The following is a 16,946-nucleotide window of genomic DNA, read 5'->3' as shown; positions in this document are numbered from 1 at the left end:
TTATCAATATACATGCATTATAGTGTGTAAAGAAAAGTTTGACTATAGGGTTACCCGATAGTTTAGTCTAAAATTGTAAGTTATTCATATCGTCGGAGGGAAACATGTCAAAATTCAAACGTTGGATGATTCTTGTTATTGTCTCAAGTGCACTATTACTCATTGTGATGGATATGACCATCCTGTACACAGCCCTACCCAGCTTGACCCATGATCTCGGTGCATCTGCTTCGGAGAAATTATGGATTCTGAACGGTTACTCCCTTGTCATGGCGGGTCTTCTTCCTGCAATGGGAACACTCGGGGACCGTCTTGGTCATAAAAAAATATTTACCCTGGGCTTGGTCGTCTTTTCTGCTGCTTCTCTTGCTGCTGCCTTTTCTCCAGTACCGGCTATGCTGGTCATGAGCAGAATTCTTCTCGCCGTAGGTGCCTCCATGATGATGCCAGCAACATTGTCGATTATCAGAGTTACGTTTACGAATGAGCGAGAACTCGCACTGGCAATCGGCATCTGGGGTTCCATTGCATCAGGTGGTGCTGGATTGGGACCGATTGTTGGTGGACTGCTTCTTCAACATTTCTGGTGGGGTTCTGTGTTTCTGATTAACCTGCCCATAGCCATTATCGCGTTTGTATTCGCCTTGAAAATGATCCCTAAACATCAAGGGGATACCTCGAAAAAGTGGGACTTCACCAGTTCCATTCAGATCATGATTGCCATGGTCGGAATTATCTATTCTATTAAGGAATTCACAAGACGCGAAGGATCTCTCACACTCGCTATCATTGCTGCTGTGATCGGTGTTCTGTCCCTGATCATCTTTATTCGCCGTCAGAATAACAGTCCCAATCCGCTGCTGGATCTGTCCTTATTCAAAATCCCAAGATTCAGCACCGGCTTTATTACCGCACTGGTTGGCTTGTTTGCACAAATGGGTGTGCAATATATGGTCACTCAGCGGCTTCAGCTGGTGGAAGGCATGTCACCGCTTCAGGCTGGACTATTCACCGTATCCATACCTGTTGCAGCACTCATTGCCGGACCTGTTACGGGGGCCATTATGCACCGTGTGGATGTTGTATATATCAAAAGCTTCACTCTCTTCATCGCTGCCCTTGGCATGGGGACGTATCTGATGTGTTTCAATGCTGGGTTCACTGGGCAGATTATCGGCTTGGCACTGCTTGGTGCAGGTCTTGGATCAGGGATGACCGCTGCATCACATTCCATTATGAGTTATGCCCCACCACACAAAGCGGGCATGGCCGCTTCCATTGAGGAAGTGGGTTATGAGCTGGGCGGAGCATCCGGTATTGCGATCATCGGCAGCATGTCGACCCTTTTCTACACACTCGCTATGAAGATTCCTGCGGGGATTAGTGTGCCAGCCAATGCGAAAGACAGTCTGGATGAAGCGCTTATCGCTGCCGAAAGCTTGCCCGCTGCGTCTGCTGAATCGCTCAAAAATGCCGCCTTTGCTGCATTTGACCAATCCTTCTTTGTTGTCATTGCAGGTGTGACCGTATTTCTGTTCATTGCTGCTCTGATTATGAGTTGGGTTGCTGTGCGCTTGAAACGAGCCCAAAAGCACAGCGTTAAAACGTAATGAAATTCACTTCATGAAACAAAGCGAGGTATATACGAAATATGTCAAAAGAAGAGGATTAACTCAATTAAATTAACGTCAAAAGCCATTACCTGAGTTGTTTCAGGTAATGGTTTTTGATATGCCTGATAACCGAAGCTTACCACCATGCGGCACCTCACGGAAGGTAGGCATCCTCTACCTCAACTTTTCGTTCATTCCCCATCGCAATGTATCTTACGTTAATGACATTTCCTTTCTGAAAATGGGGAATATGTGTGATTGGAATATAAGTCTCTACAATTGTTGGGAAGGTGCGGCCGTCAACTTGGGTTACAGTCAGATCCAATCGCACGCCAGGCCTTCCATCCATACTGGATGATGTCTGTACAATATCATGAATTATTGCTTCTGTTGGAATTCCGTCCATCAGAATGCTCTTGCGAAGGTGATATTTCTCTTTATTGTTACGTAACAGTTTAAATGCCATAATCGTAGTGATCGTGCCTGTTATAAGCCCAAAGACAATAATAGCAACAATAATAATTAATGTGACGGTCATGATAACCTCCTTTTAGTTGAAACTTATGTTAACTACTTCTTGTTTAGATCTCTTTTTCCTGCCTATTCTCTTTGAATCGGAAAACCTCAAAGTCAAAAAAGCCGCCTTAAGGGCGGCTTCATGCTGTGTATGTTCAACTCAACTTAGTCTACTTTCGCACCATACGAGCGTACAAACAGAACGGCTTGTTCGCGATCCAAACGTACACCTTTGATATCCAGTGATTTCAGATCGATGCCTTCCAGGTTAGCCCCTCTAAGATCGGCTCCTTGCAACTTGGCTCTGCTTAATACAACTCGGGTAAGATCACTGTCTCTCAAATCCGCTTTAGTGAAATCCGTGTCCGTAAAGTCAGCCTCGAAGAAACGAATTCCTCGCAGATCCTGTTTCCCCAAACGTGTATGTCTCAGATTTGTGTAGGACCAATCGCCGTGACTTAGTGTGATGCCATCCATTTGCGCACCTGAAAAGTCTGAGCCTGTCATCTTGCAGGAGCTGAATTTGGAAGCAAAGAGATTTGCACCACCGAAGGTGCAATTTTCAAAAGCCGATTCCGTATGAATCGAACCATTCATGGAAGCCCCTTTGAAGTCACACTCGATAAAACGACAGTTACTCGTTTCGATTTCTTCCATAGTAGCGTTCATAAATGTACACTGCTTGAAAACACAACTTATGAGTTCTCCATAGCGCAGGTCACGTCCCTCAAAATGTACTGCTTCATATTCCTGATCCTTATATTGATACACTGGTTACACCCCACACTGTATATTTCTCCGTCTTTTTTCATTAAAAGAACTTTTTATACTATACCACACCCCTGTCAAGTACCTGCTTAAACACCCACAAAAGTCAAGTTACTTTTTTTATGAGAAAAATCTGAAGAACTAAAAAAGGGACGCATAAAGCGCCCCTCCAGCTCACACTTTTAACTGTTCCAATGTGGGCTTATATATGTGAACCTTCCAGTTGCTTATTCTAATCTTCTTAGAAAGCACTACACCAGTATTTTGGACATTCGGTACAAGGATAGCGAAGGTTTATTGATTTCCCCTACTCTCTGGTATCCCAAACGCTCGTAGAGTTTAATTGCTAGTAGATTTTCCTTTTTAACCGTAAGTGAAGATTTGGACAGACCTTGTGTTATAGCTTGCTCCTCAGCAAAATGAATGAGCTGTGTCCCTACACCAAGACACCTGCTTTCAGGCAAGGTAGCCAATGTTCCGATATGGTACTCGTCGTTCTCCGCTTCTTTCAATGTCACCATGGAGTAGAACTCTTTCCAGTGTTGGAGATTATACTTAATCAGGCTCCATTTACGAAGTTCAAACAGTTTGGAGAACGTTGGTAAAGCAAGTTTGTTCATTATAGTGGTCGGATAACACATGATCATGCCCAGCGTTTGGTTACCCATTTTAGCTTCATAAGCATATTGGTGACTGAATCGGTTCTGATTCGAACGCCATAACTTGTTAAATGTTTTCTCTATAATGCCTTTATCCTTGGTACCTGCAAGCGAATAGGCCATATATTCAAGTGCCATCTGATTTAGTTGCCCGCCGACTAATGATTGTGGACTGGCTTTTGTTATGGAAATCTTATTCATCGCTGTCACTCCTCTAGGTAGCTGAAATTGGATTAAAGCTTGGCAGCAGGTTGGTTGAATGATAACCCCTCAACGATCACATTCACCGTATCAATGGTTAATCCGGTCAGCTGTTCCACATGCAATCTCACATTGTTTTGCAAATCCCTGCAGACTTCATGCACTTTCGTTCCATAACTAACGACAACCTTTAAGTTTATCTCCAGTCTTGATTCTACCTTGCGGATATGTATGCCATTTTGCAGACTTTTCCCGCTCCACTTTTTGGTGACCCCTTCTATAAGTCCTGTCGACATGGAGGAAATTTCACTGGTGGTATTCGTAATCTTGCCGACAATTTTGGAGATAACATCATCCGATATTTGAATTTTTCCCAAAACAGTTTGAATGGACATCCTAGGTCCCCCTCTTTATATCCGCATTTTTGATAGGTAATAATATCATTTAATATAAATATAAATTATTCAGAGTCCGATTTCAACTTTTGAATTCAGCCGTCTTCATTTCTACCTGTACATAGCAAAAAAAACCGCGATCATCGCGGTTTCTTCTAGTCATACTATGGGAATTTCAATTGAATACAGACAGGAAAATGGGAAGATGACTCGTCCTCTGTTCTGCCTTCTTCTGCTGCCTCTGTTTCTTCTGCTTGCACGATCCACTGCCTGCCAATTAACGATTGTAGCAGTTCAATCTCTTCTACGGTCAGTTGAATATGCTTCAGAGACAACTCATCTTGAACGTAATCCCGATCCACCTTACGGTCAAACCGGAAATCGAGCAATCGTTTCAACCCGTTAATATGCAAAAACTTGAACTCATAACCTTGACGTATCGCCTTTTCCCAATCGTCTCCGATATCAGCTGCTGTCTGTAGTCTTTCATCAAAATCCATCGCGGATTCCTTAACCAGAGGCAACAAACGGGAATAGTCTCGACGTTGTAAACATTCAATAATCACTTCTTTTGATTCCCCACTTGTCAGAACATTCTCTACAAGAAGCCCTACAGGAATGGACAGCTGAGTTCGACTCATTGCTCGCCCTCCTCATTCCCGAGGTACTGATTGAACCAGGCATTCACCTGTTCGAAGCTATCGATACGTAATGAAGGTTTACCGCTTTTCAGCAAACTGTGGTTGGAGCCCGGATAACGAATCAGTTTGGTCTTTTTGCCGTATCGTTTTAGCGTAGTATATAATTCCTCCGCTTGCGCAATCGGTGTCCGATAGTCCTGCTCTCCGTGCATGATTAGAAGTGGCGTCTCAATGTGATGTGCATGGGCAAGAGGTGAACGGGACCACAGGAATTCAGCGTTTTCCGCCGGATTACCACCGATGACTCCCTCAACATAGGAAATTCCGATATCACTCGTTCCATACATGGACAACCAGTTGGAGATGCATCGCTGGGTTACAGCCGCCTTGAAACGGTGGGTATGCGCTACAATCCAGTTGGTCATCACTCCGCCATAACTGCCACCCGCTACACCCAGACGTGATGCATCAAGGAAATCATATGTAGCCAGGGCATAATCAACAGCTTCCATCAGATCCCGGTAATCCCCTCCGGCAAAGTCACCACGGCAAGCTCTGGCAAACTCCTGACCGTATCCCATACTTCCGCGTGGATTGATCCACAGCACAGCATAACCTTGCGCAACGAGTGTCTGCATCTCATGACTATATGTTCCCGTATACATTGCGTGAGGTCCACCATGAATCTGCAAAATCAGTGGCAGTTTCCCATTGGTGTCACGTATTGCCGGTGTGGCTAACCAACCTTGAAGCGGCCATCCATCGGAGGACTTAAACTCTACACGGGCTGGCACATTTACAGCCAATTCAGCCATGAATTCATCATTACGCCGGGTGAGTCTGAACATTTCACCACTGTCGATATCCACGCGATATAACTCTCCAGGGCGTTCATCCGTTAACGCAGCGATAATCAGCGAGGTACCATCTGGCGTTAAGGTATACTGATACACATCCTTTTCACCAGCGCCCGTCACAGCTTGATAATTCCCATCTTCTTGAATGCGATACACGTCCACATTCCCGTTATGTGTTCCGAGTACATATACACCACGTTCTGGATGATGGGCATCCGAGATAGGAGAAGGTGACGCACCTGCCGACTTCATATCTCCAAGCGCCGCGTTACCAATCTGCATATCTAATTGAGGTGCGATTGGCCTGGGTATACCTCGATGAACGGGAACAGCGTATAAGCTGTTGTGGCTCCCGCTTCCATACTCACGATCACTGGCGATCAGGATCAGCCGCTGCCCGTCGGACGAATAGGAGAATTGGCTTATCGCCAGACTGGAATCCGTCACTTTGAACAGATCACTTTCTCCCAATCGAATGCTGTATACATCGGTAAAGTAAAGCAGATCCGCATCAAGTTCCTCGTCCTCTACTTGTTTCGAAATGAAAGAAAGCTGCTTGCTATCTGGCGACCATGCTGGAGCACTGATATTCCATAGCCCGGAAGTCACCTGCGTGATCTCCCCGCTTTTGATCTCATATACAAACAACTGGCTGTATTGACCATCCCACCAGCCAGCCCCTTCCGCCTTCGGCGTTGTACGCTCGAAGACTTTACCTCGCAGCTCAGGTACAGACTCCTGTTGGACGTCTGCTTTCTTCTGTTGGTCCTCCGGTTGTACTTTGCTGGTAAACGCAATGTACTGCCCGTTCGGTGACCAGATATAACTTGAAATTTTACGTGCGGGAGATATCAGCATGACAGGCTCTTTTTGATCTGAATGGAGCGTCCATAGTCCTTTGCCACCATCCACTGAGCGAATGAATGTGAGCTGTGTGCCATCCGGCGACCAAGCAGGTGAGGAATCCTTTGTTCCATCCGAAAGTGCAATATCTTCATCACCATCGAGCGAAATCCCTCGAATTTGCGTGTTATATTCGTTTTTATCCTGATCTATGGTCTGTTCCACATAAGCCACTTGTCCGTTAGGACTGATCACCGGCTGACTTATCCAACGATAATGACGCAGATCCTCCGGCATAATTGGTCTTTGATTCATAATGATGGCTCCCTTCTCCGTTTATTTATGGGTTGTCTCCGTACGTGGATCAAGCACATCACGCAGCCAATCTCCAAGGAAAATAACACCGAGTACGGTAAATGTGATCGCTAGTCCCGGGAATGTAGCGACCCACCAGCTTGTAGCAACGTATTGTCTGCCATCACTGAGCATCCCTCCCCAGGATACATCAGGTGGTTTGATACCTAGACCCAGGAAACTGAGTGAAGCTTCCATAATAATCGTTGTGCCGACATTCATACCGCAGATGACGATAAAGGATGAAAGGATATTCGGCAGAATGTGTTTCAGAATCAATCTTCCATTCTTCGCGCCAATCGATCTGGCCGCATGAACAAAATCACGCTCTTTGATACTAAGAACCTCACTTCTTACCACACGGGTGAATGGAACCCAGTTCGTCACCCCGATGACAAAGATCAACGTTGTAATACCCGGGCCAACAATTGCCATCACAACAAGCATGAACAGAATGGTTGGAATCGCCATGAATGCATCACCTACACGCATGATGACAGCATCCAGCCATTTCCCGTAGAATCCGGATACCAGCCCCAGAATCGCGCCAATAATTCCTGACACAATCACGGCACCCATCCCCACGATTAAGGAAACTCGGGCACCATATACAATTCGACTCCACATGTCTCTGCCGAGATTATCGGTACCCAGCCAGTATTCGGCCGTTCCGCCCTCAAGCCACGCTGGTGGTTTAAGTCGGTTGAGCGGATTAACCGCCGCCGGATCATGACTCGTCAATAGAGGTGCACCTATGGCAATTAACACAACCAACAATACAAGCACAGCACCAAACATTCCGGTCTTGCTGATGATCAGTTGTTGCCAGATATAACGAAATCCCGTTGGTGCACGCCCATTGTCTTGTTCCTGTTCTGTACCCGGAATTGGCATTTCATTGCTGCCTGTCATATGATTGCACCTCCTTCTAGTCGTATTTGATGCGCGGATCGAGTAGCCTGTAAGCTACATCCGTCAAGATGTTGATTACTACAACGATAAAGGCAATGACAAACACCGCTGCCTGTACAATCGCCATATCATGTGTGTTGACTGCAACGACCAGCAACTGACCCAGTCCAGGCCAGGAGAATACCGTTTCCGTAATCAAAGTGCCCCCGATCAGACTTGTAAACTGCAAACTCATAATTGTCACGACCGGAATCAATCCGTTCCGAAATGCATGTTTTACAATGACAACCATCCGGCCAAGCCCCTTGCTGCGAGCTGTTCGAATATAGTCCTGGTTGAGAATCTCCAGCATGCTGGAGCGAATCAGTCGGGTCATCTGCGCAGCCAGTCCAACGCCAAGTGTAAATGCCGGCAAGATCAGATGTGACAATCCTCCGCGACCAGATACCGGCAATACGCCCAGCATGACGGAGAACAAGAGGATAAGCATAATCCCCATCCAGAAGTTTGGCATCGCCTTACCAATGACGGATATTCCTGAAATAATGAGATCGGTAAACGTATTGCGTTTGACAGCTGAAATGACGCCAAGTGGCACAGCCATAAGTACAGCAAAAATCATGGCGGCTACAGCCAGTTCAAAGCTGGCTGGCAATCTCTCCAGCACAAGCTCTAACGCAGGCTGATTGTAGCGAAAAGACTGACCAAAGTCTCCCTGTATCGCACTGCCCAGAAACTTCACGTATTGCGTATATAAAGGCTGATCCAAACCAAGTGCCTGCGTCAAGACAGCACGATCTTCAGCGGTAGCCGTTTCAGGCAACATTAGCGCAACCGGATCACCAGTGACTCGAACCAAAATGAATACAATTAATGAAACAATGAACAGCACCGGAATGATCTGCAGTAATGACTTAAGTACGTATTTGCCCATTCCTTGTTCACCTCCCTTTTAAAAAAGAACGGCAGGAACATGGTTATCCAGTCCCTGCCGTTCACGGCCTATCTTTTCAATGACCGGTTGTTATACCCGATGTTACTGTGCAACAGGTGTAATCTCGTCAGCATAGAACATCTCGTCACTGCGTGGCGCGAAGTTCACTTTAGCATTTGTTCCGTAGACACCTTCCATTTGGTACAGATATACGGCTGGGCGTTCTTCAGAGAAGATCTGTTGTACTTGCTGATACTCTTTCTCACGAGACGCAGGGTCCATGTTCACCAATGCCGATTGAAGCAGTTTCTCTACTTCAGGATTGTTGTAATCCGACTCGCCTTTTGCTTCTTCCAACATATAACGATTGTAGTTATTCGAAGCATCGAACAAGGAGTTACCAATACCAATCATGAAGATTTCTTTGAATGATTTGGAGCTGTAACGTTCACTGAACGCACTTGCTTCCAGGACATCCAGGTTGATTTTGAATCCGGCTTGTTCCAGCATCGCTGCAACAACTTCAGCCTGTTCTTTGTACTGTGCGGAAACGGAGATGGTCATCTCGGCTTCACCTTCCGCATAGCCAGCTTCTTGCAGCAACTGTTTGGCTTTTTCTTGATCATAAAGTGACGTTTTGTACAATGAAGGATCAGCACCGAAGTTGCCTGGTGTTACGGATGTGCGGGTTACGATACCTGCTCCGCCGGCAATGCTGTCCACGATTCCTTGTTTGTCGATAGCCAGGTCAATGGCTTCACGTACTTTCGGATCAGCCGTGATGCTGCCTTCTGTCTGACGGAAGATCAGTTGAAGTACACGCTGGATTGGCGCTTTGACAATCTTTTTGTCTGCTTCGCCTTCGATCCGGGCAATGTCAGTGGACGGAATGGAAGACGCCACATCTACACCACCAGCAAGCAATTCGGATACACGTGTGGAGGCTTCAGGAATAACGCGGAATACCACTTCATTCCATTTTGGTTCACCGTCAAAGTAGTTCTCGTTTTTCACCAGTTCCACACGATCATCTTTGGTCCATTTACTGAACTTATAAGGGCCTGTGCCTACCGGTTGTTTCAGGAAAGCATCGAATCCTTTATCTGCAATATATTTTGCTGGCAGAATGCCTGCTCCCATTTTGGACAGACGATTCAGGAGCAACGGATCTGGACCATCCGTGATGATGTCTACGGTATAGTCATCCACCACTTTAACTTCTACGATATTTTTGAAATAACTGTTTTGTTTCAGTGTCTCGTCCTTGGCTACGCGCTCCAGCGTGTATTTTACATCTGCTGAAGTGAATGGATCGCCATTGTGGAAGGTAACACCTTCACGCAGCTTAAATCTCCACGTTGTATCATCGACTTGATCCCATGATGTCGCAAGTCCCGCAACTTTTTTCTGTTCACTGTCATTTTTGATCAGATAATCAAAAACGTTGACCAGAACCGCCTCACTGGAAGTGTTGTTGTTGTTGTGCGGATCGAAACTCTCAATATCTGTTGCTGCAGCAACGGTCAGTGTTGTACTTGCGCTTCCACTGCCCGTTCCTTCTGTTGCGGAACCATCATTTGTGCTTGTCGATTTTCCTCCGCAAGCGCTGAGTACCATTACGACTGCCAGTAACGTGATCCACAAGCCTGTCCATTGTCTTTTTTTCATTGTGATTGCTCCCCCTCAGAAGTTGTATTCCTTGCCAAAAATTCAAGTGCTACTGCAGACAACATGCCCACACCATAAGGCATTGCTGTCTCATCAAGATCAAACATGGGATGGTGGAGTGGATAACGAGTACGTTCCTCATCATTCCCAGATCCTAGTCTGAAAAACACACCCGGAACCTGCTCACAATAAAAAGCGAAATCCTCGCCCCCTGTGGAGGGTTTGATATAATTCCATCCCTTCTCCGCATTAACCTGATTACAGGTCTCTGTTAGCAGGTCAACCATACCGAGATCATTCACGACAACAGGGTATCCATCGCCGTAAACAACTTCGCATCCTGCTCCGAAAGAATCACAGACCCCTTTAACAACCTGTTCGATCAAAGCTGGCATCCGCTCACGAATGGCAGGTGAGAGTGTACGAACCGTACCGATCATCTCCACTTCCGGGGCGATGGCTGTTCCCATATAACCTCCGGTGATTTTGCCAATGGTGACTACAGCGGGTTCAAGCGGATCGACCATCCGACTGACGATATTTTGCAATGCGGTGATAACCTGAGCAGATACCGCAATTGCATCAATGCCCTCATGCGGACGAGCTGCGTGCCCACCCTTGCCGAAGACCTTGATAATCAAGGGATCAGCAGATGCAAATGCAACGCCCTGACTTACGCCCAAGGTTCCCGTGTTCTGTCCAGGGGTCATGTGTAATCCAGCAATGGCATCAACCTTTGGATTCTCCAGAACACCGTCCTGGATCATGGCTCTTGCCCCAGCAAGTCCTTCTTCCGCTGGCTGGAAAATGAATTTGATGTTGCCTGATTTCGGTCTTCCAAGGCCAGTAAGTAGCTGGGCTGCACCCATCAGGATGGAGGTATGAGCGTCGTGTCCACACAGATGCGCTTTGCCTTCAACTTGCGAGCGGTATTCCACCGCTTTTTGATCCTGGATTGGCAGGGCATCCATGTCCGCGCGCAAGGCAAAGGTTGGTCCATCTGTCTCTCCGCGAAGCAGGCCTGTAACCCCGGTCTGTCCGACATTGCGTTTAACTTCCAACCCCAGGCTTTCCAGATGCTCAGCTACGATAGCGGATGTGCGATGCTCCTCATAGCCGATTTCCGGATGCTGATGTAAATCTCTGCGCCAAGCACTTAACTGGGCTTGTAGTGGCTGAGCCAGCTGTATTAGTTCTGAACGATTCATTTGCTGTCATTCCCTTCATTTTTGTCCGATTCAGAAACCAAACGGGCATAGATTGCATCCGCTGAGAATTCGATATGCCTTTTCATCGTCTCCTTAGACTTGATGCTATCATGGGCTTTCAATGCTTCAAGAATCTCCATATGTACACCGTGGTTGACGGTACGTATCCGGTCATCATAAGGCATCAGGTCGAGAGCCGGATTAATTTTCGTCCGAATCTGTCTGACGGCTCTCTCACAGTATGGATTCCCCGAAGCCTTGGCGATGGTCAGATGAAATTTCACATCCAGCGCCCTGAACCATTCCCTTGTGCAGTCTGGCTCTATACTTTGCTCCATGTAACCCTCAAGCAGCTCCAGTTCGCCTGCGGTGATCCGCTCAGCAGCGAGAAAAGCTCCCTCCGGCTCGATGATGGTTCGATATTCGAACACCTTCAGCATCTGTGACCAATCCCGTTTAATTTCTTCTCTGGTCCGTTTATGCGAATTGGCTGTCAGAGGCAGTACAAATGTTCCGCCTTTGGCACCCACCCTTTTCTCAATCAAGCCTTTCTCTTCCAGTGAAGAGAGTGCCTCGCGAACGGTAATCCGGCTTACGTTAAAAATCTCTGCCAGATCTCGCTCGGCTGGAAGCTGTTCTTCACTCATTAATTCTTTCAAAATAATGGCTTCTTCCAGTTGTTCCCTAATGAATTCACTAACCTTTTTGGTAGATACTTTCTCAAAACGAAATGAAAACGTACTGGACATCTAAACACTCCGATCTGTATATGGTCTAGACCTTATACCATTAATATAATTCCGACTAAACTTATATGCAATACTTTTTTTCAAGTAAATTCATATTTTTTTTGTAACCACCTCCAAATTGAAGCATTTTGGCACAAAAAAGACGCATCTACACGCAGCAGATGCATCTTCGCTTTCGTTATTTGACGACATCCATGGGCACTACGATTACAGACTATAACTTTTTATTAGCATAGGGTCTGAAATCCTCCGTAACCGCAAGTTTTTTGCTTCCCCTCAGGTAAAAGCTGTCATCCGCTCTCCAGGTATGACTCTTTTTGTTCTGTCTGCGGTGATAGACATAATTGTAAGGAGAGGTCGCGTACGCTTTGAATCCTCTTTTCCTGCATTGTCTCAGGAAGGTCACATCTTCCCCTATTGAACGGTCCGTGAAGCGGACTTTTTTCAAGATCTCTCTTTTGAATAAAATAGTGCCCCCTTGAACAAATTCAACCGGTTTATTTTTTTCAGCAGGAGATCTGACCAACAATGTCTTGGATGCGCCCAAATAGACCAGGCACGAATGTTTACCCACAATATCACTTTTGGTCCGTCTAAGTTCTCTCACCTGCTCTGTTAAATAATACGGCGAATAGTAGTCATCATCATCAAATTTGGCAATTAACGAAAAGCGTGCCCTTGTCATGCCAGCGTTCAGGCTTTGTCCTAGGGAAATACTCTCCGGAACTTGATATACATGAACATTGGCAAGATTCCGAACCCGGCTTTGGTATAATGCCAGATTCATACTGTCATGATTCAGGACAATGATCAGCTCTTTGCTTTTATAACGCTGCCGATTGTAATTTTGCAGGATGTTATCAAAAAATTGCGGCCGATTGGTACATACAACAATGGAAACACCATGACCCGTTTTGTGTTTAGTCAAGACATACCCTCTTTTCAGCTCATTTTTCTCTCATCATATGTGCCGAAATAGAGTCTGGTATGGACCAATAGCTAGGGCGTGTCTCAAAACTCGCTGAAGTGCATCTTTTACCGCCTTTTCGCCCCCTGCTGCGTCACTTTCCCTTGACGTGCCCCGGCACGCCTGCGGAAAACTTCCTGGCTTGGAACGAAAATTCGGCAAAATCTGCTTCCTTCGGAGTTTTCAGATACGCCCTAGCATCCAAAACACCAAAAACCCTCTGCCCCAAATAACAGGACAAAGGGTTTTGTAATCTATTGTTTTAAGCCTTTTCTATGCTTCGCTACCATTATTCAAGTACACTGCCTTGCCTGTGCGAGCTGATTCATAGAGTGCTTCCAGGATTTGAGATACAACGAGTGCTTGTTTCGGTGTAACTACTGGCTCCTGATCGTTCTCAATCGCTTCAATCCACTTTCTCATCTCAACATCCGGTGCGCTCTCGCTCTTACCATCGTAGAAAGCTACCCCGCCTGCACTCAGTTCAATCTCATTAGTGTATAAACGGCTAAATTTCTCACCATTGATGCGCAGTCCGTTCTTCATATCCGCACCCGCTTCGCTACCGCTTAAGCTACATTTCGCCTCATCCACATCCAGTGAGTTCAGTGCCCAACTGGATTCCAGCATGATCGTTGCCCCATTCTCCATCACAATCATGCCAAAGGCCGAGTCTTCTACGGAGAATTGTTTTGGGTCCCACGGGCCCCAGGCATTGGCTGCATCTTCACGTTGCGAAAGCTCATGATAAGTCGTACCCAGCACAACTTTTGGTTGATAGTTATCCATCATCCAGAGCGTCAGATCAAGTGCGTGCGTACCAATGTCAATCAATGGACCGCCACCTTGCTTCTCCTCATCCAGGAAAACACCCCATGTTGGTACTGCTCTACGTCTAATTGCATGTGCTTTGGCAAAATAAATATTACCCAGGTCACCCGCTTCGCACACCTTCTTCAAATACTGACTGTCTTCTCTGAAACGGTTGTTGTATCCGATGGTCAGTTTCTTGCCGGTACGTTCTGCCGCTTCCAGCATGAGCTGTGCTTCAGCAGATGTCTTCGCCATTGGCTTTTCACACATCACGTGTTTGCCTGCCTCCAGAGCAGCAATTGAAATCTCGGCATGAGAAATATTCGGTGTAAGCACATGCACAATATCCAAAGACTCATCCTTGAGCAATTCCTGATAATCCGTGTAGACTTTGGCTTCAGTAGCGCCATATTTCTGTTTGGCTTCATCCGCACGTTCCTGAACGATATCACAGAAAGCCACCAGTTCAACATTATCCAGTTTACTCAGACTCGGCAGATGTTTACCATTCGCGATTCCACCACAGCCAATAATTCCGATACGATATACTTTACTCATATATATATTCACCCTCACTTAAGTATTGGTTGTTTCATTTTACGAAAAGCCGACGGGGTCATCCCCAGACGTTTGCGAAATACAGCATGCAAATAGTTGGCATTATTGAATCCTGAAGCAAGTGCGATCTGTTCAATGGATACGTTACTTTCCTCCAGATTGCGGCACACGGCGCGCAGACGAATATCCTCCAGTACACGGCTGAACGGCATCTCCGGCTGTACTTGGTAGAAGATTCGCTGCAATTGTCTGCTGCTAATATGAAGTTTCTCAGCTACATGCTCCAGCGTGACCACCGAAGGGTGATTCGCCTCCATATACTGTAGTGCATACTCATAGCGATATACCGACATATCCCGTACAGGGGCTTCCGGTCGATTCCCCCCGGTGTCGTATGCTCGCACGGTTTTGAGTAATATGCTGATAACCAGTTGCTTGATCGACGTATAATAACCTAACAATTTTAGATCACATGCCTCGTAGGCTTCCAAAAAACAATGCATTGCACGATGATAATCATTCACCGGAGTAAGCGGAAGCGTTCTCAGCTTTTCAATCGTTTCCTCGGATTCTGCTGCTTCCCAGGGATCGACATGTTCCCTTGGCTTGTGAACGATATCTACATGAAGACATAGTTCATCCATGTCCTCTTTGGCATCAGCCTCCTGATAATGAACGACACCCGGTCCAGTCAAATACAGCATACCTTCCGAGAGTGCATGTGTCTGATCATCCAGAATAACTTTACCTTTACCTCTCGGGATAAAATGAAACTCAAACTCCGCATGATTATGGAAATCCACAACTCGGCCCGCTGGAAAAGAAGTCAGATGAAATCGCATCACGCGAATCTCATAATGTCCCCAAACCATTAGAATATCCAGTCTCTCCAAGAGATCCTGCCGTTCAAGCATTTTCTCATAAGGATACAGGCTCAAGATTGCACACCTCCTTAATAAAAACTAACCCTTCAACTCTTTCAGAGTAATTCTGCGCCCTTCTTTGGCAGAGAGATTCGCTGCTTCCATCAAACGGGTCAGTTCCATAGCGATCTGCACGTTTTCAGTTGCATCCGTATCATTCTGTATATGTGCAACCCATTGATTGAATGCGCTTTCTCTTTGGTCTGCCAAAGGAAGTTCAGTCCACTCTTGATACTGTCCCTGTACTGCTTTCGTGCGAATCAATAACTTTTCATCAGGTGTTCCATACAGAAGTGTACCTTCCGTACCATGAACCTCAATCGTAAATGGAGAATGGCTGTTCACAAAACCGGCTTCAACAACGCCGACTGCTCCAGAATCTGTAAACAAGGTTGCGACTGCATTATCTTCCACTTCTTTGCCTGTAATATATCCAAAGTTCGCATTAACCCCTGTTACTTCCTGACCCAGAAACAATTTGGCGAGATACATTGGATGACAACCCAGATCAATGAGTGCACCGCCCTGACAATCCTTCAGATCATAGAAGTGTTCAGGTAACCAGTTTGAAATTGCTCCATCATGTGATAAACGCGCTCTAACATAAGTCACTTTACCAAGTAATCCCTGGTTAAGGACATCCTGAATCGTTAACGTATACCCTGCATTCAGTCGAGGTAAGGATACTGTCATCTTGACGTTGTTTGCCTTTACCTCATTAAGGATTCTATTGGATTCCGCCTGTGTCGAGGCAATAACTTTCTCCGTGAAAATGTGTTTACCTGCTTTTGCAGCAGCGGTGATCACATCTTCATGGATGCGAGTTGGCGCATCTACAATAACGGCATCGATGTCATCCTTGGCCAGCATATCTTCGAGTGAAGCATAGAATGGTACGTTTAAGCGTTCAGCCACTTCCTGCCCCCGCTTGGCATCGTCATCCCACACAGCGGCGATGACTGTATCCTCATGTTCCTGTGCCTGCTTGATGTAATCCCATGCGTGAACATGCCACAAGCTAATTTTTCCAATTCGAATGGTCACTGTTGTCTTACCTCCATGCTATATAATATTCTGACATTTATCTATAAGTTATCACAGACTTAATCTATTTTTAATAGAAACTCGCGACAATAAATGTATAAAATCACGACATGAATGTTATTAAGCATTTATACACTTGCCCAAATCCCTGATATATTTTACATAACGGAGCACACAACAAAAACCTCCTGCCCACTGGTCATACCCCTGTCAAGTAGACAGATGAAAAAAGCTATGCTGCCAGCGCGCATCGATATTCAATCGGTGCGCGCTGTTTGAGTTTGGCTTGAAAGCGTCGGTAGTTGTAATTGTACACGTAATCT

General features: G+C 46.0%; 16 protein-coding genes. 1 reads left to right on the top strand and 15 read right to left on the bottom strand.

Annotated elements, in window-relative coordinates; translation table 11 throughout:
* The first annotated feature begins 104 nt into the window (after nucleotides 1-104).
* A complete protein-coding gene (locus tag PAEAM_RS14445; protein ID WP_100528038.1) occupies nucleotides 105-1,610 on the top strand; it encodes an MFS transporter in 1,506 nt (501 codons plus the stop codon).
* A gap of 157 nt (nucleotides 1,611-1,767) precedes the next feature.
* On the opposite strand, the gene PAEAM_RS14440 is transcribed toward PAEAM_RS14445, so the two are convergent.
* The 15 genes from PAEAM_RS14440 to PAEAM_RS14370 all read right to left on the bottom strand — a co-directional run bounded on the left by PAEAM_RS14440 (nucleotide 1,768) and on the right by PAEAM_RS14370 (nucleotide 16,623).
* A complete protein-coding gene (locus tag PAEAM_RS14440) occupies nucleotides 1,768-2,151 on the bottom strand; it encodes a hypothetical protein (protein ID WP_100528037.1) in 384 nt (127 codons plus the stop codon).
* 143 nt (nucleotides 2,152-2,294) lie between these two features.
* Complete coding sequence (locus PAEAM_RS14435; protein WP_100528036.1) at nucleotides 2,295-2,900, bottom strand: pentapeptide repeat-containing protein; 606 nt, start codon at nucleotides 2,898-2,900, stop codon at nucleotides 2,295-2,297.
* Between the two features lie 248 nt (nucleotides 2,901-3,148).
* Nucleotides 3,149-3,757, bottom strand: a complete 609-nt coding sequence (locus tag PAEAM_RS14430) for a GNAT family N-acetyltransferase (protein ID WP_100528035.1) — start codon at nucleotides 3,755-3,757, stop codon at nucleotides 3,149-3,151.
* Nucleotides 3,758-3,789: 32 nt separating this feature from the next.
* Complete coding sequence (locus tag PAEAM_RS14425; RefSeq protein ID WP_100528034.1) at nucleotides 3,790-4,152, bottom strand: Asp23/Gls24 family envelope stress response protein; 363 nt, start codon at nucleotides 4,150-4,152, stop codon at nucleotides 3,790-3,792.
* Between the two features lie 164 nt (nucleotides 4,153-4,316).
* A complete protein-coding gene (locus PAEAM_RS14420) occupies nucleotides 4,317-4,793 on the bottom strand; it encodes a hypothetical protein (RefSeq protein ID WP_100528033.1) in 477 nt (158 codons plus the stop codon).
* The gene (locus PAEAM_RS14415; RefSeq protein WP_100528032.1) at nucleotides 4,790-6,808 is read right to left on the bottom strand and encodes a S9 family peptidase; all 2,019 of its coding nucleotides are present in this window, start codon (nucleotides 6,806-6,808) and stop codon (nucleotides 4,790-4,792) included. Before PAEAM_RS14415 ends, PAEAM_RS14420 begins: the two co-directional genes overlap by 4 nt.
* A gap of 21 nt (nucleotides 6,809-6,829) precedes the next feature.
* Entirely contained in the window at nucleotides 6,830-7,759 is a 930-nt protein-coding gene (locus tag PAEAM_RS14410) for an ABC transporter permease (protein ID WP_091030896.1), read from the bottom strand.
* Between the two features lie 16 nt (nucleotides 7,760-7,775).
* Nucleotides 7,776-8,693 (bottom strand): ABC transporter permease, encoded by a 918-nt coding sequence (locus tag PAEAM_RS14405; RefSeq protein WP_100528031.1) that lies wholly within the window; start codon nucleotides 8,691-8,693, stop codon nucleotides 7,776-7,778.
* A 102-nt stretch (nucleotides 8,694-8,795) separates the two neighbouring features.
* A complete protein-coding gene (locus PAEAM_RS14400) occupies nucleotides 8,796-10,361 on the bottom strand; it encodes an ABC transporter substrate-binding protein (RefSeq protein WP_036608267.1) in 1,566 nt (521 codons plus the stop codon).
* On the bottom strand, nucleotides 10,358-11,569 hold the full coding sequence (locus PAEAM_RS14395; RefSeq protein WP_100528030.1) for a M20 metallopeptidase family protein: 1,212 nt from the start codon (nucleotides 11,567-11,569) through the stop codon (nucleotides 10,358-10,360). Before PAEAM_RS14395 ends, PAEAM_RS14400 begins: the two co-directional genes overlap by 4 nt.
* Nucleotides 11,566-12,318, bottom strand: coding sequence for a FadR/GntR family transcriptional regulator (locus PAEAM_RS14390; RefSeq protein WP_047842831.1), 753 nt, complete (start codon nucleotides 12,316-12,318; stop codon nucleotides 11,566-11,568). Before PAEAM_RS14390 ends, PAEAM_RS14395 begins: the two co-directional genes overlap by 4 nt.
* Before the next feature lie 214 nt (nucleotides 12,319-12,532).
* Nucleotides 12,533-13,246, bottom strand: coding sequence for a glycosyltransferase family 2 protein (locus PAEAM_RS14385; protein WP_047842830.1), 714 nt, complete (start codon nucleotides 13,244-13,246; stop codon nucleotides 12,533-12,535).
* 312 nt (nucleotides 13,247-13,558) lie between these two features.
* The gene (locus tag PAEAM_RS14380) at nucleotides 13,559-14,656 is read right to left on the bottom strand and encodes a Gfo/Idh/MocA family protein (protein WP_100528029.1); all 1,098 of its coding nucleotides are present in this window, start codon (nucleotides 14,654-14,656) and stop codon (nucleotides 13,559-13,561) included.
* Between the two features lie 14 nt (nucleotides 14,657-14,670).
* Nucleotides 14,671-15,594, bottom strand: coding sequence for a helix-turn-helix domain-containing protein (locus tag PAEAM_RS14375; RefSeq protein WP_235193807.1), 924 nt, complete (start codon nucleotides 15,592-15,594; stop codon nucleotides 14,671-14,673).
* A 24-nt stretch (nucleotides 15,595-15,618) separates the two neighbouring features.
* Nucleotides 15,619-16,623, bottom strand: a complete 1,005-nt coding sequence (locus tag PAEAM_RS14370; protein WP_100528028.1) for a Gfo/Idh/MocA family protein — start codon at nucleotides 16,621-16,623, stop codon at nucleotides 15,619-15,621.
* Nucleotides 16,624-16,946 lie beyond the last annotated feature (323 nt).

It is taken from the genome of Paenibacillus sp. GM1FR (genome assembly GCF_002803315.1).
GTDB classification, from domain to species: Bacteria; Bacillota; Bacilli; order Paenibacillales; family Paenibacillaceae; genus Paenibacillus; species Paenibacillus amylolyticus.
The sequence above is the reverse complement of the archived record's forward strand: the minus strand, read 5'-3'. Positions and strand labels throughout refer to the sequence as shown.